Source organism: Pseudoalteromonas sp. P1-30, from assembly GCF_001400005.1.
In the GTDB taxonomy this organism is placed as follows: Bacteria; Pseudomonadota; Gammaproteobacteria; order Enterobacterales; family Alteromonadaceae; genus Pseudoalteromonas; species Pseudoalteromonas atlantica.
The window spans coordinates 41,497-62,764 of record NZ_LKBC01000003.1 but is presented as its reverse complement, the minus strand read 5'-3'; the positions used below and the strand labels follow the sequence as shown (position 1 = coordinate 62,764).

15 protein-coding genes are annotated in these 21,268 nt (G+C 40.8%); 7 read left to right on the top strand and 8 right to left on the bottom strand.

From position 1 onward, the window contains the following. The first annotated feature begins 193 nt into the window (after nt 1-193). The 3 genes from AN395_RS08495 to AN395_RS08485 all read left to right on the top strand — a co-directional run bounded on the left by AN395_RS08495 (nt 194) and on the right by AN395_RS08485 (nt 3,716). Nucleotides 194-1,171, top strand: coding sequence for a DNA topoisomerase IB (locus AN395_RS08495; RefSeq protein ID WP_029774554.1), 978 nt, complete (start codon nt 194-196; stop codon nt 1,169-1,171). A gap of 211 nt (nt 1,172-1,382) precedes the next feature. Beyond that, nucleotides 1,383-2,699: a murein L,D-transpeptidase gene (locus tag AN395_RS08490; RefSeq protein WP_054982714.1), complete on the top strand. Its 1,317-nt coding sequence runs from the start codon at nt 1,383-1,385 to the stop codon at nt 2,697-2,699. Between the two features lie 15 nt (nt 2,700-2,714). Further along, nucleotides 2,715-3,716, top strand: coding sequence for a D-Ala-D-Ala carboxypeptidase family metallohydrolase (locus AN395_RS08485; protein WP_054982713.1), 1,002 nt, complete (start codon nt 2,715-2,717; stop codon nt 3,714-3,716). A gap of 105 nt (nt 3,717-3,821) precedes the next feature. Here AN395_RS08485 and AN395_RS08480 read toward each other — a convergent pair whose 3' ends face one another. From AN395_RS08480 to AN395_RS08445, 8 genes are all read right to left on the bottom strand, one after another. Next, the gene (locus AN395_RS08480; RefSeq protein ID WP_054982712.1) at nt 3,822-4,133 is read right to left on the bottom strand and encodes a hypothetical protein; all 312 of its coding nucleotides are present in this window, start codon (nt 4,131-4,133) and stop codon (nt 3,822-3,824) included. Nucleotides 4,134-4,217: 84 nt separating this feature from the next. Beyond that, nucleotides 4,218-5,582 carry an exopolysaccharide Pel transporter PelG gene (pelG, locus tag AN395_RS08475; RefSeq protein ID WP_024033100.1) on the bottom strand — a complete coding sequence of 455 codons (1,365 nt, stop codon included), beginning with the start codon at nt 5,580-5,582 and terminating at the stop codon, nt 4,218-4,220. Next, nucleotides 5,570-7,087, bottom strand: a complete 1,518-nt coding sequence (gene pelF, locus AN395_RS08470; protein WP_054982711.1) for a GT4 family glycosyltransferase PelF — start codon at nt 7,085-7,087, stop codon at nt 5,570-5,572. The genes pelG and pelF overlap by 13 nt, the downstream gene beginning before the upstream one ends. After that, the gene (locus AN395_RS08465; RefSeq protein WP_054982710.1) at nt 7,080-8,063 is read right to left on the bottom strand and encodes a lipopolysaccharide assembly protein LapB; all 984 of its coding nucleotides are present in this window, start codon (nt 8,061-8,063) and stop codon (nt 7,080-7,082) included. The genes pelF and AN395_RS08465 overlap by 8 nt, the downstream gene beginning before the upstream one ends. Next, a complete protein-coding gene (locus AN395_RS08460; protein WP_054982709.1) occupies nt 8,056-9,351 on the bottom strand; it encodes a PelD GGDEF domain-containing protein in 1,296 nt (431 codons plus the stop codon). The genes AN395_RS08465 and AN395_RS08460 overlap by 8 nt, the downstream gene beginning before the upstream one ends. Beyond that, nucleotides 9,348-9,863, bottom strand: a complete 516-nt coding sequence (locus AN395_RS08455) for a hypothetical protein (protein WP_024033096.1) — start codon at nt 9,861-9,863, stop codon at nt 9,348-9,350. Before AN395_RS08455 ends, AN395_RS08460 begins: the two co-directional genes overlap by 4 nt. A gap of 14 nt (nt 9,864-9,877) precedes the next feature. After that, nucleotides 9,878-13,165 (bottom strand): tetratricopeptide repeat protein, encoded by a 3,288-nt coding sequence (locus AN395_RS08450; RefSeq protein WP_054982708.1) that lies wholly within the window; start codon nt 13,163-13,165, stop codon nt 9,878-9,880. Next, nucleotides 13,165-15,873, bottom strand: a complete 2,709-nt coding sequence (locus AN395_RS08445) for an endo alpha-1,4 polygalactosaminidase (RefSeq protein WP_054982707.1) — start codon at nt 15,871-15,873, stop codon at nt 13,165-13,167. Before AN395_RS08445 ends, AN395_RS08450 begins: the two co-directional genes overlap by 1 nt. Nucleotides 15,874-16,279: 406 nt before the next feature. On the opposite strand from AN395_RS08445, the gene AN395_RS08440 reads away from it, so the two are divergent. The 4 genes from AN395_RS08440 (at nt 16,280) to AN395_RS08420 (ending at nt 21,261) form a co-directional block, all read left to right on the top strand. After that, nucleotides 16,280-17,947: a methyl-accepting chemotaxis protein gene (locus AN395_RS08440; protein ID WP_054982706.1), complete on the top strand. Its 1,668-nt coding sequence runs from the start codon at nt 16,280-16,282 to the stop codon at nt 17,945-17,947. A gap of 313 nt (nt 17,948-18,260) precedes the next feature. Beyond that, a complete protein-coding gene (locus AN395_RS08435; RefSeq protein WP_052026274.1) occupies nt 18,261-18,734 on the top strand; it encodes a MarR family winged helix-turn-helix transcriptional regulator in 474 nt (157 codons plus the stop codon). Between the two features lie 146 nt (nt 18,735-18,880). Next, nucleotides 18,881-19,639: a serine/threonine protein kinase gene (locus tag AN395_RS08430; RefSeq protein WP_054982705.1), complete on the top strand. Its 759-nt coding sequence runs from the start codon at nt 18,881-18,883 to the stop codon at nt 19,637-19,639. Between the two features lie 269 nt (nt 19,640-19,908). Next, a complete protein-coding gene (locus AN395_RS08420; protein ID WP_024033089.1) occupies nt 19,909-21,261 on the top strand; it encodes a magnesium transporter in 1,353 nt (450 codons plus the stop codon). Nucleotides 21,262-21,268: the final 7 nt, after the last annotated feature.

The window sequence follows — 21,268 nt, the reverse complement described above, 5'->3', positions numbered from 1 at the left end:
TATATTTTGGCCAAAATGAGCATAGCTAAACGGTACCAAAAGGTGCAGTTTATATACTTAAGCAGGTAATTAAACTAAACGGATTTTTATATTATTGTTCAATTTTTGATTATATATCAATAACGTTGTTCAGTTTAAGGTTATTTTACAGTGATACCTTTATTGATGATGGTTTAAGTTGCTAGGAGCATAAATGAAACTAATCTACGTCGATGATAATTTACCCGGTATAACCCGTAAGCGTAAAAACAAAACGTGGCTGTACTTTGACCCAATAGGAAAGCAAATCACCGATCAAAAAGTGATTGATCGTTTAAATGCGTTAGCGTTTCCGCCCGCCTACAAAAATGCTTGGTTTTGCCCTGAAGAAAATGGCCATATTTTAGCAACCGGGGTAGATAGTAAAGGTCGTAAGCAATACCGCTACCATGAAGATTTTAGAGCTCAACAAGAGGCGAAAAAATACCAAGCCTGTGGGGTGTTTGGCAATAAGCTGCCATTACTGCGTGCCCGTTTAGAAAACGATTTACAAGGGGATGAGCTCAGCGTAGAGCGCACATTAGCTGCGGTAGTTAGGCTTATGGACTTAGGTGCATTGCGGGTAGGTAACGAGCGAAATGTAAAGCAAAACAAAAGTTTTGGCGCCACAACCCTGCGCAATCGCCATGCTAAGCTTACGGGTAAAAATATACAGCTACGGTATCGGGCTAAATCGGGCAAAGAGCGCGAGGTAAACATAACCGACAGAGTGCTTAGCCATGTAATTAAAGACCTACAAGATTTACCCGGTCAGCATTTGTTTCAATATATAAGCGATGGAGAGCGCACAAACGTAACCTCTAGTGAAATTAACCAGTATATTCAACAAATAATGGGTGAGGACTTTAGCGCTAAACACTTTAGAACCTGGCGAGCCAGTGTTATTGCCTTTAAGCAGCTTGTAAAAGCAAAAGGCGCACTTAGTTTAAAAAGTATGCTCGAGAGCGTGTCTGAGCAGCTAGGTAACACGCCCGCTATTGCACGTAAATCGTATATTCACCCGGATTTAATTGCCTTGTGTAAAGAGAATGAGCAAACCCAAACAGCGTGGCGAGAGTCGCTTTCTTTACCGCGAAAAACAAAATACTTGAGTCGTTATGAACGTGGCTTTTTAGCCTTTTTAAAAGACTAATTGCTATAGCAACTTTACACACTACAGCAACCAAATTACATAATTGCGTAGTTGAAGTGTTTTTTAATTACCATGTAAAAGTTTAAAAAGTTATTAAATTTCAGTGTGTTGTGACTTTATTTTATTTTGGCACCTGCATTGCACCTTCAAATTACTGTTAAGCAGTAAGTACAAAAGCATTTATCAATGATATTTAGCGAGGAGGTACAAAGTGAAGGGGTTATTTTCAAAGGCATTGTCTACAAAGGTAAAGCACATTACGTTACACGCTACGCTTGCAGGCTGCGTTAGCGCCATGCTAACAGGGCAAGCGCTAGGCAGTGCAGATCTTGAAAGTGTGGCACTTGCCAGCTCTTCATTGACCACTTACAACTCGCAACAACAATTGCAAAATGGCGATTATTATTTTGATCAAAATGCAGCACAGTTAATAGCGCGCACCGAAAAAGCAATTAACTGGTACACAGAAATAGTTAACAGTGGCGGGTTTACCCCTTTATACACTAATGAGTTGCTTGAACTTGGCAGCACTAGTAAAGCGGTGAGTCAGTTGGCGCTGCGTTTGTATCAAGAGCGTGACTTAACCAGCAATGTATGTGACACCGCAATGTGCACATTTGATAAAACCATTGAGCAGGCTGTGCAACAGTTTCAGCGTCGCCACGGTTTAAAGGTTGATGGGCGAGTAGGAAAGCGCACCTTAGCTAAGCTTAATGTACCCGCTAAGAAAAAATTGGCTAAATTAAAGCTTAACTTTTACCGCATAACTAACTTCGCAGGCTCAAGTGATTCGCAGTATGTGTATGTAAACATACCTGAGTACACATTGCGCTATGTAAAAGCAGGCGAAGTAAAACTACAAAATAACGTTATTGTGGGTAAGCCGAGTTGGGAAACACCTGCCTTTAGTGACGAAATCGAAAAATTTGTAGTAAACCCTGAGTGGCGCATACCAACCTCTATTGCAACCAAAGAAATAGCACCAAAGGTGGCAAAAGATCCTCAGTACCTTGCTAAAAATAATATCGAAGTTAGAAAAAACAGCTACCTAGATTCTAAAACAGTTAACCCCAGCAATATTGATTGGCAGGCTATTAAGCCCTATCAGTTTGATCACTTTTTAGTTAAGCGGGCAGGGGATGAAAACCCACTTGGCGAAGTGAAATATCTGTTTCCAAATCCTGAAGCCATTTATGTTCACGATACTCCAGCAAAGCAGCGTTTTAACCAAGCGCAGCGTGCGTTATCACATGGCTGTATAAGGGTTGAAGAGCCATTTTCATTGGCGCGTGAAATAATTAAGCACCAAGGTGAAGAGCGCACCCTTAAGCAAGTGGATAAAGCCAGAGATACCGATACCACTCAAACTTTTTATTTAAATGAGCCCTTACCTATTCATTTAGTGTATTGGACGGCGTGGGTTGATGAAGACATGCTCGTTAATTTTAGAGACGATATTTATCAACACGACGCAAAAGCATTACTTAAAAACGAAGATCAGTCAGTCATTGCTGCATTGATTAAATAGACTATGAGAGGATTTATGCCGTTTATACCGTGTATTTTAGGGGGCATATTAGCGCTTTGCGTAAGCGTAGGTAGTTATGCCGCCGAGCCCGTGAAAAAAGCACACCCAAGCGTTGATATTCAAAATAAAGCAAATTTTGAAGATGCAGAGTTTAGCCTAAAAATTAACGACATAGTAATGCCGTATTCGGTGTTTTCTGTATTTGTGATGCCTAATGAGGCAGTTGAATTTGAAGTGCTTTACGCACAATCAAAACGACCCTATTCATTTATTAATAACCATAGCAACGCCACCTTAACTGATACAAACCGCTGGCAGTGGCAGGCGCCTAAAAAGCCTGGCTTAACACGGGTAATTATTGAATCCCCCGACAAAAAGCAACGTATGACAATTAATGTGTTTGTTAAAGTACCTGCAGATGAAGTACAAGGTGGAAAGCTTAAATATTACCACATTGGCCATTACCCAACGCCCTCACAAATTAAAGATAGTAAGCATTACATAGTGCCCGATGGTTTTGTAAAGGTGACCCCAGAGAACGAAAATATAAAAATATCACCGCATTTTTCTCTTAAAGAATTTGTGAGTAAGCAACGAAGTAAGCACCCTAAATACTTATTTTTACAAAATAAGTTGTTACTTAAACTTGAAAAAATACGCAAAGAGCTGATTTTAGAAAACATACCGGTTAAAAATATGGTGGTAATGAGCGGTTACCGCACCCCTTATTACAACAAAGCCATTGGTAACGTAAAGCTTAGCCGCCATGTGTTTGGCGACGCTGCCGATATATTTATAGATAACGACGGCGACTACCGTATGGATGATATAAACAACGACGGCAAGCACTCTATTGGCGATGCACAAGCTATGGCTGGTATAGTGGAGTCGCTCGCTAAGCGAGAATCATTTAAAGGCTTACTTGGCGGTTTAGGTGTTTACGGGCCAAAATCGCATCGCGGTGCATTTGTACATGTTGATACGCGTGGTTTTAAAGCGCGCTGGGTGAGTAAATAACCACATAGCTTTTTTGTGTTGGTAAAAAATGATGCGAGTAAAAAGCCAAACTCTTTTCCACGTTAAATTTGGCTAGTGTTGCTCTTAACTTAAAATATTGATCACTTACATGTGATCAATATTTTCTCGCTCTGCTATAAGTTTAATAACTCGCTTCTCTTTCATCATAGCACTACTTTCTTCAAGTAATACATCGCTAAAGGCTGGGTCAAATATTTTAGGCTTGTTGAAGTTGCGTAGCATAGAGACAACCCAAGTAGATGATGTATCACAATAATTTTCTTCTGAAGCTTTCATCTCCAAATTTTTTAAAAGTTTATAAACTTCAATTGCACGCTCCGGATACGTGTAATCATCAACTGCTATCCAAGCTTCACGCAACTCTTGAAGTGAATAATTTAAATAATTAATTTCCATAATATATTCCATTAAATATAGAGAAACTCAGTACGTTTTCAGTCACGTAAAAGAAGACGACTTTTATACCGCTTTTATAATATATTATTGCAGCATAAAAGTTTCGTACTCAAGCTCTTCAAATTGTTTTGATAGCCAATAAAGACCAATTACAGATGTAATTATGGTCGAGAGCGCAAAACCGTAACCATAAAACTGTGGCCCTAATGCAATTGAGGCAATCGTAAATACGATATTGATAAACAAAAACAGCCCAGATAAAAATAATACGGTGGCACGCTTATCTAAGTAAAATAAAATATTTAAAATAGACAAAAATATAACCTGTACACCTACACCCACCACATCAATAAACAGCAGTGTTTTATAGTTAGGGTCTATGCCTATAAAGGTCAGTATTTGCTCGCCCCACAGTAATAAGCACGCAACGGTTATACCTTGGATTTTAAATATATCGTAAAGGCCGCCTTGCGCTGTTTGCACCATTTTATCTTTTAGGTAAAAAATTTCTTCAAGCGATGAGCCACCTCTAATGGCGGTATAAAAACGGTCGTATTGTTCTACAAAGTCGGTTTCCATTCTGACTAAAAATACCGCCATTCCTGGAATAATGGTTAAATAGGCTAAAAATATAGGCAAGTCGTAAATAGGGCTTGCTCTTAATGTGCCTATAATTTGAATAGAGGTAGCGGGGGAGTACCAAAAAATAATTTTATCGGCCCACACGCCTATGTTGTAAAAAAGCCCACAAAAAAATAGGCTGTAATACACTTTTTTGTTGTTTAAAAAATCAAAACTAATGAGTTTACCGCCAGGGTAGCGACGAATAATCATAAACAAAAAGCTAAAAAAGAGCAGCGCTTCACCGGCAAAAAAAGCAAAAAACAACCCGTCTATTTGCCAGTCGCGCAGTAAAAATGCCAGTAACACCATAAAGCTGTAACCGCTTAACATGGTCACTAAAATAAGCCGGTACTCCTTCATTCCCGACAAAAATATAGCGCCAAGCCATTGGTTACATAAGCTTACAAACGCCCCTAATATTATTATTTTAGTCACAACAGGTAGCGGTAGTATTGGCCATACAGCTAAGCCAATCAGTAATGCGGCAAGGGTGGTAACAAGCTGCGCGCCAAGTAAATTAGGCAGTACCTGCTCGTCCTTTTTTTGAAAAAACAGATCGGCAACAAAACGCGTTAATAATAGCTGCAGACCGCCGGTTAATATAAGGGACGCTGCCATCATATACGTAATAAGCGTTAAAAACTGAATAATTAATACTTTTGGCAGCACGACACCTAGGCTTAAAATACCAATTAGCATGAGCGCAATGATAGAAAGCAGCCAAGGGCCTGAGCCTATTAATCCCGCATAACCGTATGCTTCAAAAACAGAGAGTAGGGTGTTTTTTTTGAGAATTTTACGTATCTCAAAACCTATTCCGGCCATGCGATTGTATCCTTGTAAAGTTTATCGTAGCGGGCAAACATATGGCTCTCGTCGTAGTATGTTTTAACGCGATTAAGGCCGTTTTGTTGGTACTGATACCATGTTTTCTCATTTTCCAATAGGGTAATTATTTGCTGTGCGGTTTCGCTGGGTGAGGCAATAGAAACTACTTCGCCAGCTTTACCAAGGGCCCTATCTTCCTCGCTTGCCCCTTCTATTATTTCTCGGCACGAGCCCACGTCACTTGCAAGTACAGGTACGCCTGCTGCCATTGCTTCAAGCAGCACTAATGGTTGAGCTTCAGAAATTGAAGTCAACGCAACAATACCTAGCTTAGGGAGTATTTCGACGATGTTTTTCATGCCGGTAAACGTAATGTTTTTGTCTAAATCTAGGCTGCTTACTAGTAGCTGGCACTCTTTATAATACTGTGGGTCTTCCTCAAAAGGGCCTATGATCCAGCCTTCTATCTCTGGCAGCTCGGCTTGGACCTCTTTAATGGCACGAATAAAGGTTTTAATATCTTTAATTGGCACTACACGGCCAATTAACCCAACCACCATAGGGACCGATTTAGGTCTTGCGTTAAGCGCATCAGCAAAGCGTTTTGTTTTTATACCATTAGGCACTACCGAGGCTTTACTTTCGCAGGCGCCATCTTTAATTTGCCTTTGTCTATTCCCTTCATAAAGCGAGATGATTTTGTCGGCTTGATGATAAGTAGTGCGGCCAATTTGCTCAAAAAAGCTGATCCACATTCGGCGAATAAAGCCCATTTCAGTATTTAGGTTTTTACCTAGGCTTTGTTCAGACTCTTTTATCCAGCTGGCCTGTATTAAATCTATTTTACGCTCTTTAGTGTAAATACCGTGCTCGGTAAGCAAAAATGGCGTGTTGTGTATAACGCTTGCACCTGCGCCCAATATGCCAGCATAGCCTGTCGAAATAGAATGAATAAGTTTAACATCGGGGAGTGAACGGGCTATTTCGGCTATTTTAAACAGTGGTTTATACAAATTTCTGTACGACCAAAAAAAGTCGATAAATGACGATTCATCGCAATAGGTTAAATAATAGTTTGCCAGCACCTGCCACGACGACTCGCTGTATAAAAAATCGGCTTCGTTGATGCCGTCTTTTTTAGCTAGATTTTCAAAGGCAAACTTTACCAACTCCGTCGGTATTGGGTCTTTACAGTCACGGAAATACCCTTGTAATTGCTGCCAAAAATCAAACAGTTCTTTTTTATATTTAACGCCATGTTTCGCTTTTATTTTTGTACTGTGTTGCGTAACTAAATAATGCACATGCAGCTTAGTTACATTACTCGGTAGCGTGTACTGAATGTCGCCGTAGTGTTCGGGTGCGCCACCGACAAACACTAATTCAAAGTTATAGTGAGGCAGGCCTTCTATAATTTGGTGTACCCAACTCGATACGCCGCCCCGTACATAAGGGTAAGTGCCTTCAAGTAAGAGTAAAATATCGGCTTTTTTTTCACTCATGCCAATACTCCTGTAAATGGCGTAACTCAGAGCCTTTAGGCTGTAGTGCTAGCTCTTCAAGATAGCGCTGACAGTCTGTGTAATTGTGTAATCCAAAGGCGACTTCGGCTTTATAAGGTAGTACGTGGCGCCTAGCCATGCCTAATTGCGTGGCTAAATTTAAGCTTTGCTGCGCCTCATTTAATTTACCGAGCGCAAGTTGAATTCGCCCTAAAAACACATAGCTAGCTGGCTGAGGGTTAAACTTTATACTTGTTAAGGTTAGTGCTTCTGCTTTTTCTAGTACGTACTTTTTTAGTGCGCCTTGTGCTAAGCCTAAGTAACTAAGCTCCCAATAAAGCTCGGCTTGTTGGCGTTGCAGATTGCTCAATTTAGGTTGTTGCGTGGTATTGGCTATAGCGTGCTGGCATTGGCTTATTTTTTCGTTCAGTTTAGTTTCTTTGCTATCAAGAGTTGAATAGGCAAGTAAGCGAATATCATCTTCTAAGTCTTTTAAAGCCAGTTTGAGTATAGGAATAGCTTGGGCATCGCTCATGTGCCGTGCAGCCATTACTGCACTTAGGCGTTTATTTGGCTCACTGGCGTGTTTTAAAATAGCTTTTAGTCCACCCATTGAGTAAATAGGCGTTGCTGAGACACTTCTTGCTTCAAAGGGCAGGGCAGGAACCTTGTGCTCTACAATATCAATGTCGTTGTTTTTAAGCGGTTTACTAAGGGCAAAAGTAATGGCAAATACCACCCCTAAAATACCAAATACAGGCAAGGTAAATAGCAGTAAAAATAACAGCGCTGAGCCACTTTTTAAGGTGGTTTTGTATTTGTTAGGAATAAAAGCATGGCTTACAAAGGTAAAGCACAGGCTAGCAATGCCATGTAATAAAACAATTAACAGCCAGTTAGGCGCATCTAAAATATGCGCAAAAGCAAAGTATTCACATAAACAGCCAATAAAAGCGGCAACGATAATTTTAATCATGGGATGCAACTAACTTAGCGATGTGTTCGCTGCTTATAGGCAATGCCATTTGTTCTTCTATTTTAATTTGCAGTTGCTCAACGGTTTTACCAAAGTGCTCGATACACCAAGTATTAATTCGCGATATAAAGCCACTTTTGTCCAGTTCACTTGCCATTGGCATAAGCAGTAAAAGTGTGTGGTTTTGACTATCGTAAAGATAAATATCTAAACCTCTGCGAGCTTCACTTAAATACTCTAATAATTGGCGCGACTCTTCACTTGTTTGCATTGCTTTGAGTTTAAGCAGCTGCGAGGGAATATTATAGCGTTTAGCTTCTTTATTCGCCCTGCGTAGTTGCCTTACAAAATAAGGGGTTTCTTGTGGGGTCATTACCGGGTTGGTAATTTCATGACGCAGCAAATCGCCAATGTTACCGGCCATAACGGCTAGCAAAGTAAGTGTGGTGTTTTTAAGGGCAAAAAATTGAATGCTTTGTACTAAAATCACCCCGTAAATAGTGTTATTAATATCAACTAATGGGATAGCAATATGGTATTGGCTAAATTTATTTTTAACCTCTTTAACAGAAACCAGCTCGCGCTCTTCAAACATGGCTTTAATAAGGGGGTCTTCTATATTTAGCTCGCCCATAGCACCTATGCTTGCTAATGGCTGCTCTATTATGGTGTTGTTTTCTACTTTATAAAGCGCTGCTTTTTCAAGTGAGCCATATTCAACAAATAAGTTTAAAATGCTATTTGCCGCACTGTCTAAGCGTCTTTGTGTTAGTTGCCCTATAACGGCCCGTACCGCTTGGAGCGATTCGCGCAGGCTAAGAGTATGACCTGCTAACATTTGCTCAATCCGGTCGTGGGATGAGTTTATTAAATGGTATTGGCGGGTAAAGGTTTCTAATCGGTTAGTTACATATTCAAGCTCAATACTTTGCTGCTGATTAGTGCGCTCCCATACATCTCTGAATTCGCCAGCAATCATAATTACAATTAAATAACCAATCATGGCGTTAATATTAAATTCGTTAGGTTGCGCTAATACTTCGCTTTTGCTTAACAGCAATTGCCCGGCTAATAAACATAATATGCTTATAAAGCCTTTTGAAAAACCATAGCGCAAAGCCACTAACAGCGGCCCAAGTACCGGCCACGAAAACCCATTTTCCGTCCAAAAGGGGTCTTCGGCGTTAAATATAACCGGCAGCACAATTGCAAGCGCGGTAAATACAATTACCTCAGCCCAAATTTGTAGCTCAGGGACCTCTCTTGGTCGAAAAAAATGTGTTTTCACTCACTAACCTCAATGTACGAAATTAAATCGGCGATGACATCTTGTGCTGTCGCGGCAATACTGTCGCGACCCCAACCACTTTTTGCGATAGTGCCTGTCCAAAGTGGGGTTGTTTGACCTTTAGCCGTTAAGCTAAGTGTAAGTGCGACTACCGGCTCGCCATCTAGGCCCGCTTTATAACGCCATTCTTCTATGCTACCTGATAACACATAGTCTGTTTGCTGTGTGCTTAACCACTGCATGGCGTTATCAAGACGGTATTGATCGTCAAGTGGCGGAAGGTCTTTAGAGTTACTGCGCGGTGCACGTAATAACGTAGGAAGCTTATTTTGCTGCCAAATACTTGCAAGTATATCTTCTGCACGTTCACCGGCTAAGGGGGTTTGCGCATGATTTACCAAAGGCATTAAAGCCACGGTAGTTGATGGACCTAGCTCTACATCATCAGCCACACGGCTGGTGGTACATGCACTGAGCACTAATACCAAACACGGTATGATTAAACGAAACATATTCTCTCCTAACATTAAAAATGTACGTAATAGCCTAATTGTAATTGTGTATCTGAGTTACCCACTTTATTGCTACTTTGATAACCCAGCTGTAATTTAAATAAATCATCCCCTAGCACTGACCAGCCCGCACCACTTGATACTGAAATGTCGAGGGTGTCGTTTAACGTTTGATAACCCGTACTGATGTCGAATAACCACGAGGGGCTTTCGCCTAAATAAGGGGGAGCTAAGTTTGAGTTTGACGAAAGCGAAGTGCCCAGAGCAAAGCGCCTAAAAGGTTGTATATCAATAAGCAGCGGTCGCGCTCTTTGATCTATGCCTAAAGGGGCTAATGTGCGTTCAAAGTCTTGCCATTGAGCACTAAAATAAGTACTCCAAATAGGGCGGTCTTTTAAAATAGTGTATTGATAGCGGGCGTTATATTCTTGCCCGCTGACAAGCGTTGAGCTATCACTGCGGCGCTTAAATGCCATGGCGGCTGCCGAGAACTGCATGTTTTGACGCCCATCAATAGCGTAATTTATATAAGCCGTGGTTTTATTTAATTTGGCAAAGCTAAGTAAGGTTTCTGATTGGCGGTTTTCAACGTTGTGCTCAAGTTTTACGCCTACCTGCGTGCGCGAGTCCCACTGGTAACGCGCATCTATGCTCAAGCCTTGGCGGCTCATTAAATTGCCCTGATGAGAGTCTACTTTTGCATCAAAGTACCAACGACCCCACGTCATTTTATCTTCTACGGCAAACAGTAACCCATTGTTATTTAAGTTTTGTTGATTGCTAATGCTAAGTTTCCATTGCCCTTTAGCATACGGAAAATAAACATTTATATCGTGCTGGCTGGTATTTAAACCGGCCTCGGGGGATAGGTTAATCTCTAATGCTCTAAAGTAGCTGGTGCGGGCATTACGTAATAAAGACGTTTCGGCTTGTGTTGGCTCGTGTGTTAACTCCTCATACCAACGCTGCATAGTTGCATAAGGCTGCCTTAAATAGAGTAAAGCACTTAGCTCATCTATTTTGCCTAACGTTTGCGTATTTACCAGTGCCTTTACTTTATTAAACTCGCCGTTGCTCATAGCCAATTGTAGCTTTTGCCATGGCTCAAGTTTTTGTGCTGCGCGTCTGGCTAACCACCAGTTGGCGGTTGCGTTGTTTATAGCCTCAGGCGCTATGTCATCTAAACTGCTAAATTGGCGTAAGTGGGGCACGGCCATTGCGCCGGCCCATTGGATCATTAAACCTCGGTATGCGTATTTGTCTTTTGGTAAATGGTTTAATAAATAATGTTTAAGTTCGCTGGCATTAGCGTAGTAGCCTAACTGGTTCATAACATCGGCTAAATTTACTAAAGTAGTTAAATCTCGAGGGTTACTAATGGCTAATTGGCGCAGATAAAAATAAGCACTATTAAAGGCTTTTTGATGAATAGATAAACTCGCCAGTAATTGTGCCCACTCTCGGCTGGGTTCATTGCTTGAGTAGTTAGCTAAAATACGCTTAATCATAATGGTGTCGTGCATTTGCAATGCAAGCCAGCCTTGCGCTAGTACCACATCGGGATTGTATTCACTTAGTTTTGCTGCGCGGTTAAGTGTTGTGTATGCGTAATTTAAGTCACTTTGATTTTGGTACCAGTTTGATAATATTAACCATGCAGGGTAAAGCGCTTTATTATAACGTTGTTTTTCAAGAGCCTGATGAGCACGAGTAACGTGTTCTTCATCGCCAATTTGCGTGCTTAATAAGGTAATTTGGATTAACTGTCTATCAGTGAGTGCGGTTTGTTGCCATAGGTAATTTAATAACCCTTGTGGGTTGTCGGCAAATTTTAGCTGCTGATAATGCAGCATATCACCTACACTCAGTGGGCTAATGTTTTTTAATTGCTCTAAAGCATACAGCTCTTCTTTTTTATCATTTACACGCAAAGCCATATCAACGCGGGCACCCCAAAACTCATCATCGTTACTATGTGCTTTTTGCTTTAAAATGGCCAAAGCGGTTGTAAAGTCATCGTTTAACCAATGCGCTCTTGCAAGCCAGAGTAAGTCTTCTTCGTTTTTTGGCCCTGCGTAGTGAGGCCACAAGGCTCTCAGCCCAGCTAAATTACCGGTATCGTGTAACACCTTGGCTTTCCAATATTGTGAAAGAGGTGTTTTTCCATTTATTTGCTCATAGCGCTCAATATGATTAAGCTCTTGTTTTGCGTTACCAATAAATTCGTTGGTTTGCATCCAATTTGCAAATCCGTTGCCTTTAAGCTGTCGGTTTTGCGCTTTATATTCGTAAATGTCGTTGGCATCTTGATATAAGTACAAGGCATTCGCATCATTAATGCTGTCGGTCAGCATAGCTACATCAACGGCTTTATGGGCCATTAACCATTTAAATTCTTTAAGCGCCTGTTTAGGCTTATTTTGCCAGCGCATAATTTTCCAATTTAAAAGCCTCAGCGCTTTATCATTGGGTGTTTTAAGTAATAACTTTGCGATTAATTGTTCAGCTGCGTTTGCATTGCCATTGGCTAAATTTAAATGCATGGCTTTGGTTAAATATTCGCTGTTATTAGGCTGAGTTTTTAATAATTTTTCTACTGCTTTTAAGGCTTCTTTATTATCACCCGCTAAGCTTGCAAAATATAATGTACGCTCGGTATTAGCGGTATCACCGTATTTTTTCCACCATGTGTAAGCTTGTTTTGGATTGTTAGCACCCAGTGCGGTTTCAATGGCTTTTTGGGCTACATCGGCATTAATGTGGGTTTTATAAATAGCGAGCGCTTTACCAGGCTCACCTGCGCCTAACCAAAAATCAGCGGCTAATAATGGCTGTGCGTGTTGCTCATAATATTGCGCTACGTTTGCATTGAGCCCCGTGGCTTTAGCTATATTTAATAACTGGTTATCCCAGTGTTTAAATGCCGCAAGTTTAAGTGTTAGTTCTTCAAAACGGTCATCTTTATTTGCGCCACTATCAACCCACAATGCGTATAAAAGTTTTATTTCTAATTCAGTTTTTGTATCGCTCTTAGGGAGTTTTTCAAGCTCGTTAGTCGCTTGCGAATACTCATTTAAGCCCAGGTGAATGGCTATTTTTTTGGCGCGTAGTTTTTCATTATTAGGGTCGCTACTTAATGCGGCATTTAAGTAGGTTTTTTCAAAGGTATAATCTTGCGATAGCGAGTCGTCTTCAAAAAATAAGGTGTGCGGAAACAGCGCGTAAAGTGAAAAACAACTAACCGCTAATATAATTAAAATGGTTTTAACTGATACTAAGTGAGGGCGCTTTTTGTTATTCATTATTGAGCCCTTGTTGCGCAGTTTAAATAGCCATAAAATTCGCCAGCAGGTAATGTAAACTGCGTTGTATTGCCAAAGGTTTTTCCGCTAAAGCGCTTTCCCATATGCGAAATGAATTGACAATTGCGAGCATTTTTAAGCTCAATTTTAGCCTCAATCCACGCTTTAAAGCTGACAGGGCCGTTTACCTGCCAATTACTAAACGCGACATTAGCAGAGAGCAAATAAGGTTGGTTATCTGGCGTTGTATGATCAAAGTTAATTGTGGCTATTTCATCGCGTACGTGAATATAGTTTCCTTGCGCGGTTACCCCTAAAATACCGTGGCTGTTAGTCATATTGGGCACATCAAAAATAGCAGGCAAGCGCAGCGTTTTTATATATTTAGAACTAAATAGCCATTCGCCACGCGTATTTTTAGCAAGCGCAGAAAAATAAAAGTCTTTGGCAATGCGTGCATATTGACTTAAATGCACCGGGGTATTTTCTCTGGCTAATACGTAATCAATATTGTAATGCAGCGCATCAAGCCCTGCTGGCACTTCGCCAGAGTAAAAGTGAAAGTAAATTGTGTAAGGCTTTAACCTGTATGGTTTTTCGGTTATTTCAAATGTTTCTACTAAGCGTTTAAAACCATAGTAAGGGCCGTGCCATAAATTGGTGTAAACATTTTCGTTTAAAATGGGCGCGTATATTTGATACAGCAAATCTCGCTCAGGACGGCCAATAGGTGATATATGCGACAAGCTTGGATTGTCGGCATTTACGTCGGTATTTCCTCCATTAACGTTAATTACACCGGCATCTCGCGCAATTTCGAGGGCTTTTGGGCCTGGGGTTGCATCACCCGACCATAGCATCATCACTGTTTTTTTATTTTTTGGTGCGAGTCGCTCATTAATGTAATTTATTGAGCCCGTTATTTCTTTATTTAAATCGATGGCGTCATATCCGGGTACATCTAAATGAAACCCGTAGTCGGTGTCGTCTTTATTTATTTCTTTTCTACCTGATAAGGCTGTCCAAAAATAGGGGTGGCTGTAAGTGTGTGATGCCACTTCGACATAAGGAAGCGCAAAAATTTCTTTGGCTATTTTTTCAAGCTTTGGGCTGTCAGCGCCATGCAATCCGTTAGGCTCAATATCTGCTTGGATAATTGAGGAGGTAAGTGGTAGCTTGTATTTTTTTATAACTTCATCGCGCACAACTTCTGCTGCGTAAGGTTTACCTGCAAAGTGCGCAATGCTCGTAAAGCCGTCGCCATCAAGATGAAGGGTTAGCATACGCCGACCGCTTAATGTAGTTGTATCTGGGGCAAGTATAGGCGCAAGCCCCATTGCCTTAGTTAACACGGCTTTGGGGTCTACAACCCAGTTACTGCCCTCCATAGGCAATGTATCTATAAGCCAAGGTGCAGCGATAAGTGCGCCGTACTTAGTTTTACTTCCTTGGGTTAGGGTGGTGCCATCTTCAGCGTGTATTGATATTAATGATTGCGCATTCTCTGCAAGTGTTAATAAATAGGGCTTTACAATAGCGGGCGCAGTGGTTGACTCACCTTTGAGCCAAGATGCCATAGCCGCGAGTTTATAAGGCCCATTTGAAGGCAAATTAAAAGGCTCGACTCCTAAGCTTTTAAGTAACTTATTAGAAGGAGGGAGCTCGCCAAGTACCAGTTGCGGTACCACGCCTAAGTTACTTTCGAGCCACTCAATAACCTGTGCATTATAAAATTGATCGCTCGTCGTCCAAGAGATAATGCCAGCATGGAGGCTGGTATCTACTTTAGGTAAAGGCGTGTTAGCCATGTCTATGTAATCAGGTATGTAGCCTAAATACTCAATCATTGTGGCAAGCTTTAAGTGAACCGTGGTGTATATAAGTGGCTTTACATTACTGTTGTATGGAATAAGTATGCGCCTAGGCACTGGCTGTATATTTGATGTCCCCCAAGTTTGAAGGTGCCCATCAGTAACCCAAGGAGCATAACCTTGGGCAATAATTTGTTTAGCCATCGCAAGGCGCTGCTGTGGTTTAGCGTAATCAATTACCTGTACGTTAAAGCCCAGTGATTGTGCTTTATGGAGCTTTTCATTTAACCAAGCTTGATCGTTCTCAGTGGTAAGCTTGTAGCTGTTATCTACTGGATTAAAGTGGCTAAATAGCCCCTCGGCAACTAAATCAGAGGCGTAATCGTTAAGCTGTGGCAGTAGCTCAAACCCTCTATTTAAAATTAAATGTTTATTAAATGTACTCGACAAACCTTTAATTATATTCACAAGCCCCACTTGTTGAGCCGCTTTATCGTAATCGGGTTTTAATAATTGGTAGCTGTCGAGCGTATCTAAAAATAAACCGTTAAAGCCTCGTTGTTGTAATTCACGTGCTTGTTTTTGCAGGTGTTGTTGCCAGTGCTCAGCGGTTAAATCAGCAATATGGCTATTCCAGTGTGGATTTTTTGCTACTGAGGATTCATTTTCAGTAAACGATTCTCCCACACTTAAATAAGCGTATACGCTAATGTTGCGCTCTTTAAGCCAATTAAGTTCGTGTTGAGTGATGCTTTGCGGCTGCACAACAACCCGTGAGTAAAAGGTCATTTCAGCCAGCGGCATGGGGGATGAGTAATAAAAGGCAATGCTCTTGTTAGCAGGTTGAGCGCACACGTTTAAACAAATCAACAACGTTAGATATAAGAAGTACTTCATTATTATTTTTAAAAACCACAGCCTAAGTTAACGTTGAACATTGTCCCGCTTTTTGTATAAGTATTTATTATTAGAATTGTGATGATTATATGTTAAATAAAAATGCCTGGCTACCTTAATGTGAGATGAATAGTGGTGGAATTGCTTGAGTGACAACTAAGTAAAAGGTAATGAAAACGCCTTACTGCACAGTGTTTTCGATAAAAAATTGCGACTAATGTCGAGTAATAATGTATATCTAAAGCGCTGTAATCTAATTATAATGCGCCCACCTTGCCAGCCCTTGGCAACCCCCTGCGCTATTTATAAATTGATATAAATAGTGACATATTAAATGCTTACTTTATTGCGTTGATTACTGCAAAGCAGACAGTGATAACGTGCATACCCTATTTGTGGAGATTTAATGAGTAACTTAAGCTTGAGAAATAAACTTTTACTACTGGCTATTTTACCGTTGAGCTTGTTATTAATTAGCTTAATGGCCAGCTCGTACTATTTAGAATCACAAAACCAGCAACAAAATTTTGAAACAATTAAATCTAAACTCATTAAAGACAAACACACGCTACTTGCCACTGAAGTGGAAATAGCAAGCAAGATGGTACGCCATCAGTTAGATAACGGATCAACACAAAGTGTTAAAAATGTTCTTAGGGAGCTTACTTTTGGTGACGACGGTTACTTTTTTATTTACGACACACGTGGCGTTAGCGTGTTCCATGCCCTGTTAGGAAGTGCTATTGAGGGGCAAAATAAAATAGGGATGACAGACCCAAATGGTAAAAGAATAATTGTTGGATTATTAGAGCAAGCACGTAAAGGTGGCGGGGCATTTAATTACCATTTTCAAAAGCCAAATACCAACGGGTTAGTAGAGAAAATAGGCTATGCCGTAATGATACCAGGTACCGATTGGATGATTGGTACGGGTGCCTATATGGATGATATACAAACAGAGCTTGCAAATTATAAACAAACTATGCAATCGCATACTCGCGAAAAAATAACTACCTTGTTATTGATTGCCTTATTTTGGGTTGTGGTTAGCGTAGTGGGCGCACTTTTAGCGGCTAACGCTATGGTTAAACCTATCCAAATAATGGGCCAAAGCTTAGATGATATTGCTAAAGGTGAAGGCGACTTAACAAAACGCCTAGCTATACATACGCACGATGAAATAGGGCAGTTGGGCGAATCGTTTAATGTGTTTGTTAGCAAGCTGCAAAGCATTATAAGTAATGTGGCTGATGTTACTCACGATGTAAAAAACGCCTCAAGCGATATTAATTCGCAAACAAAACTGTTTGAAAATAAACTGCTTAATCATAACCACGAAACAGATTTAGTTGCCACAGCGATTACCGAAATGTCGGCTACTTCTCACGAAGTGGCTAAAAATACCACGCAAGTTGCTGAGTCTACTCATACGGCAACGCTAGAAGTGGCAAAAGCGCAAGAGTGCGTAGATATTTCACTAAGTGAAGTTTCCAACCTTATGGGCGAAATTAACCTAGCTGCTGATCAGGTAAACTCTTTAAGTGAGCAATCTAAAAAAATAGACAGTGTACTTAGTGTAATAGGTGGCATTGCCGAGCAAACTAACTTGCTTGCACTTAACGCCGCCATAGAAGCCGCACGTGCCGGCGAGCAGGGTAGGGGTTTTGCCGTGGTGGCTGATGAAGTAAGGAGCTTAGCGAGTCGTACACAACTTAGTACCCATGAAATTAGTGAAATGCTAAGTGAATTACATAACTTAGTGGGCGCCGCGGTAAATGCCATGCAGGCGAGCCAAGCAAGTTGTAATCGCTCAGTTGAGTCATCGCGCGATATATCGCAAAGTTTAGGTGCTGTGACTACGTCGGTTACCACCATTAACGACATGAGTACGCAAATTGCAACCGCTGCAACAGAGCAAAGCTCAGTGACAGAAGAGATAAACCGTAATGTGTTTGCCATTCAAGAAATTGTTAATGAACTAACCCAAGCAAGTAAGGCCACCTCTGAGGTTAGCCAGCATTTAGCAGGACGCGGCGAGAACTTAGGACAATTAATAGGGCAGTTTAAGGTTTAAAATTTAAAACTGCATTGTATAAACCACTACTAGCCGCAACTTATGTTGCGGCTTTTTATTTTAAATACAAAATGGTTTAGGGGCTGTTTGCTTTTTAAGGTTGAATTTTTAGTAAGGTACTTTTATTTGGTAAAGCTGTGCTTATATTTTAAGGTTGCTGCAAAGGCATAGGCGATAACGCAGTATTAACGCCAAACATGCCAGACCCTAGCTAGAACAAATTTTTATTTTTGAAAGTACGCTAACCCTAGGGAATTTTATTAATTATGTGTAGTCTATTACACGCATTTTGAATAAACAGAGTAACCCTTATATGCAACAAAGTATGCCTTCAGTACAAAACGCCGACCCCGAAACGCTCGTAGCAGAGCAAGACCTAGGCCGGTTGATATCGTTTTTACGTTCAAAAATTGCCACACACATTGATGCCCAACTCGATTGTATGGACTTAACCTCTGCGCAATATATTGTGGTAGTGCTATTAGCGCGTGGCTCAGTAAACACATTAGCGGGGCTGAGCGATCATATGGTGTACGATAAAGGGGCGATGAGCCGTTTGTTAAAGCGTTTAGAAGAAAAAGACTTAATTGAAAAAACACAATGTGAGTTTGATAAACGCTCTACACTTTTAAGTTTAAGTGATAAAGGCAAAGCGCTTTATCCGCAAATAATGCCCTTAGTAAATCAAGTGTACGAAAAAGCACTTAGCGGCTTTTCTGAAAATGAAAAACACAGCGTTATGGACTTACTAAACCGAGCAATAAACAACCTAGATACACCCTCATAAATCTCTAAAAAAGATTATCAACATTTTAGCGATACTGTTTCAATAAAAACTTAGCCTGCTAAGTACTAGATCTAATTGTGCGGCAAATCCAACTTTGCTAATATAGTTGCCTAGGCAATTAAGGTTATCATCTTGTTAGGTTTGTTATGATTGAAAATAAGTTGTTATCACAATTACAGCAGCAGTTTCCTGAACATGTATTTATGCAACAGTATTTAAGTGTTGTTCATAAAGGGCGTTTTGCGAACGCAATTGTATACAGGTACAAAGATGATACGTTTGACTTAATAGTAAAAGACTTTAGCCAAAGCCCGTGGTTTATTCGTAAAACCTTTGCCAAGCTTTCTGTAAATCAAGAATTTAAAGGGTTGAGCCGCTTAGCACAGCTTGATGCAGTTGCTAATCGGTTTAGCCGTTTATCGCCGATAGCGGTGGCGTATGACTACATAGAAGGCACGCCGCTTAGAAGCTTAATACACCAGGGTGAGACGTTGCCTGTTGAATTTTTTATTGAGCTTGAACGCCAAGTTGCAAAAATGCACCGCCTAGGCATTGTGCATTTAGATTTACGTAATATGGGCAATATATTATGTGGTAGCGATGGCAAGCCTTATATCATTGATTTTCAGTCAACCATTAGCTTTTCGCGCTTTTCGCGCTTTGCGCGTTGGTTGCAACGTTTTATGCGCGGCTCTGACATGTCGGGCGTATATAAAGCGTGGGATAAGCTAAGTAGTACACCTTTGCCGCGTGCTAAGCAGCAGTATTTGCAGCGTTTTAACCATGTTCGTAAACGCTGGATATTTAAAGGCTACCCAATACAACGTGCATATGCATGGGGTACTGCAATGGTCACGCAGTTTGTAGACTCTGACCTAATACGTAACTTAACCGATAGATTTTAATCCCCCTTTTTCATTGTGTGACTTTGCCCATAACAGCTTAGCGTTATGGGCTTTTTTTTGGCTAAAAATAAGGCCAAAAATTTCTTTTTTAATTTTTAAAATAAACAGTAGTATCGCTGGTGTTTTTACCCCTACAATGCGCAAAAATAATGAGCGCAGTTTCAACCATCAAAGCTTAAAGCGTCTTAATAAGTTTAGGTTTTTTCTGCAATTTTTTATTGTTCAAGTAAACTATAAGCAATGTGCATTTTTAAATTTAAGGTTTCAAGATGATTGAGTATCCAGTCGACCAACTACCGCAGCTAATAAACGATTTATTACAATGCGAAACACACACGCAAAAAAGCCAGCTTTTAGCCGATGCACAGCTTAATTTATCTACTGAGCACCTATCGCTACTTTTTGAAGCCATCCCAAAAGAACAGCGTCTAGAAATTTGGCAGCTATTAGATAAAGACACGCAGCATGAAATATTCGTCACCCTGAGCGATGACAGCTGCTTATGGTTACTACAAACCTTAGATGATAGCGAGGCATACGCGCTATTAGATGAAGTGAATGTTGAAGAATTACTTGAGCTTGAAGAGGTTATTCCTGAGCGCTTTGTTGATTATGCTAAAAAGCAACTCGATGAAGCACAAACGAAACAATACGATCTTGCTCAGCAGTATCCGCCTGAGCAATTAGGTCACTGGGTTGGTTTCGACTTTCTAAAAATAACTGAAAAAGCAACAATTGCAGGCGTTAAAAAATTACTGCACAAAGGTTTGCCGCAATACAGCGAAGTTGTGTATTTAGTTAGCCGCCAAGGCAGCCTAATAGGTGAACTTGCAGTAAATGATTTAATAAAAGCCGATGAAGGCGATAACCTATTGGCGCTGGCAAACTATGATTTTTCATCATTGCATGCTGATGATGATTTATACGAAGCGGCAGAAGTGGTTATTCACAGTGAAAAAATGGCCATGCCGGTGGTTAATACCGATAATAAATTAGTCGGGCGTTTAACCATTAGCTCGGCCTACGAACTACGCCAAGAAATTGCCGACGAAGCTGCGGCCAAAGCTGGTGGTTTACGCGAAGACGAAGACCTGTTTGCCAGTGTAAGAAAAAGTGCTAAAAACCGGGGAATTTGGCTGGGTATAAATTTAGCCACTGCGTTTTTAGCATCTTGGTTTATTGGCTTATTTGGCGCAACAATAGAGCAGGTTGTGGCACTGGCGGTACTTATGCCTGTGGTGGCCTCTATGGGCGGAATCGCCGGGAGTCAAACTTTAACGGTAATAGTGCGCGGTTTAGCGCTTGGCCAGGTAACCGACTCTAACCGCAATGCACTTTTAAAAAAGGAGCTACGGGTGGGGGCGGTGAACGGCTTAGTGTGGGCATTAGTGATTGGCGCGCTCACCTTTGTTTGGTTTAGCGACATAATGCTAAGCATTACAATTACCGTTGCTATATTGCTTAATTTAGTTGCTGCGTCGTTAGCTGGGGTTGTTATACCGTCTATTTTAGACAAAATGAAAATAGACCCTGCGCTTTCTGGCTCGGTAATATTAACCACGGTTACTGATATAGTTGGGTTTGTGACCTTTTTAGGGTTAGGCAGTTTATTACTGCTTTAAGCTAAAA

What these genes read in the sequence shown, in the direction of transcription:
- AN395_RS08495 (WP_029774554.1), top strand. Translation starts at nt 194, where the DNA reads ATGAAACTAATCTACGTCGATGATAATTTACCCGGTATAACCCGTAAG.
- AN395_RS08485 (WP_054982713.1), top strand. Translation starts at nt 2,715, where the DNA reads ATGCCGTTTATACCGTGTATTTTAGGGGGCATATTAGCGCTTTGCGTA.
- AN395_RS08480 (WP_054982712.1), bottom strand. Translation starts at nt 4,133, where the DNA reads ATGGAAATTAATTATTTAAATTATTCACTTCAAGAGTTGCGTGAAGCT.
- pelG (WP_024033100.1), bottom strand. Translation starts at nt 5,582, where the DNA reads ATGGCCGGAATAGGTTTTGAGATACGTAAAATTCTCAAAAAAAACACC.
- pelF (WP_054982711.1), bottom strand. Translation starts at nt 7,087, where the DNA reads ATGAGTGAAAAAAAAGCCGATATTTTACTCTTACTTGAAGGCACTTAC.
- AN395_RS08465 (WP_054982710.1), bottom strand. Translation starts at nt 8,063, where the DNA reads ATGATTAAAATTATCGTTGCCGCTTTTATTGGCTGTTTATGTGAATAC.
- AN395_RS08455 (WP_024033096.1), bottom strand. Translation starts at nt 9,863, where the DNA reads ATGTTTCGTTTAATCATACCGTGTTTGGTATTAGTGCTCAGTGCATGT.
- AN395_RS08450 (WP_054982708.1), bottom strand. Translation starts at nt 13,165, where the DNA reads ATGAATAACAAAAAGCGCCCTCACTTAGTATCAGTTAAAACCATTTTA.
- AN395_RS08445 (WP_054982707.1), bottom strand. Translation starts at nt 15,873, where the DNA reads ATGAAGTACTTCTTATATCTAACGTTGTTGATTTGTTTAAACGTGTGC.
- AN395_RS08440 (WP_054982706.1), top strand. Translation starts at nt 16,280, where the DNA reads ATGAGTAACTTAAGCTTGAGAAATAAACTTTTACTACTGGCTATTTTA.
- AN395_RS08435 (WP_052026274.1), top strand. Translation starts at nt 18,261, where the DNA reads ATGCAACAAAGTATGCCTTCAGTACAAAACGCCGACCCCGAAACGCTC.
- AN395_RS08430 (WP_054982705.1), top strand. Translation starts at nt 18,881, where the DNA reads ATGATTGAAAATAAGTTGTTATCACAATTACAGCAGCAGTTTCCTGAA.
- AN395_RS08420 (WP_024033089.1), top strand. Translation starts at nt 19,909, where the DNA reads ATGATTGAGTATCCAGTCGACCAACTACCGCAGCTAATAAACGATTTA.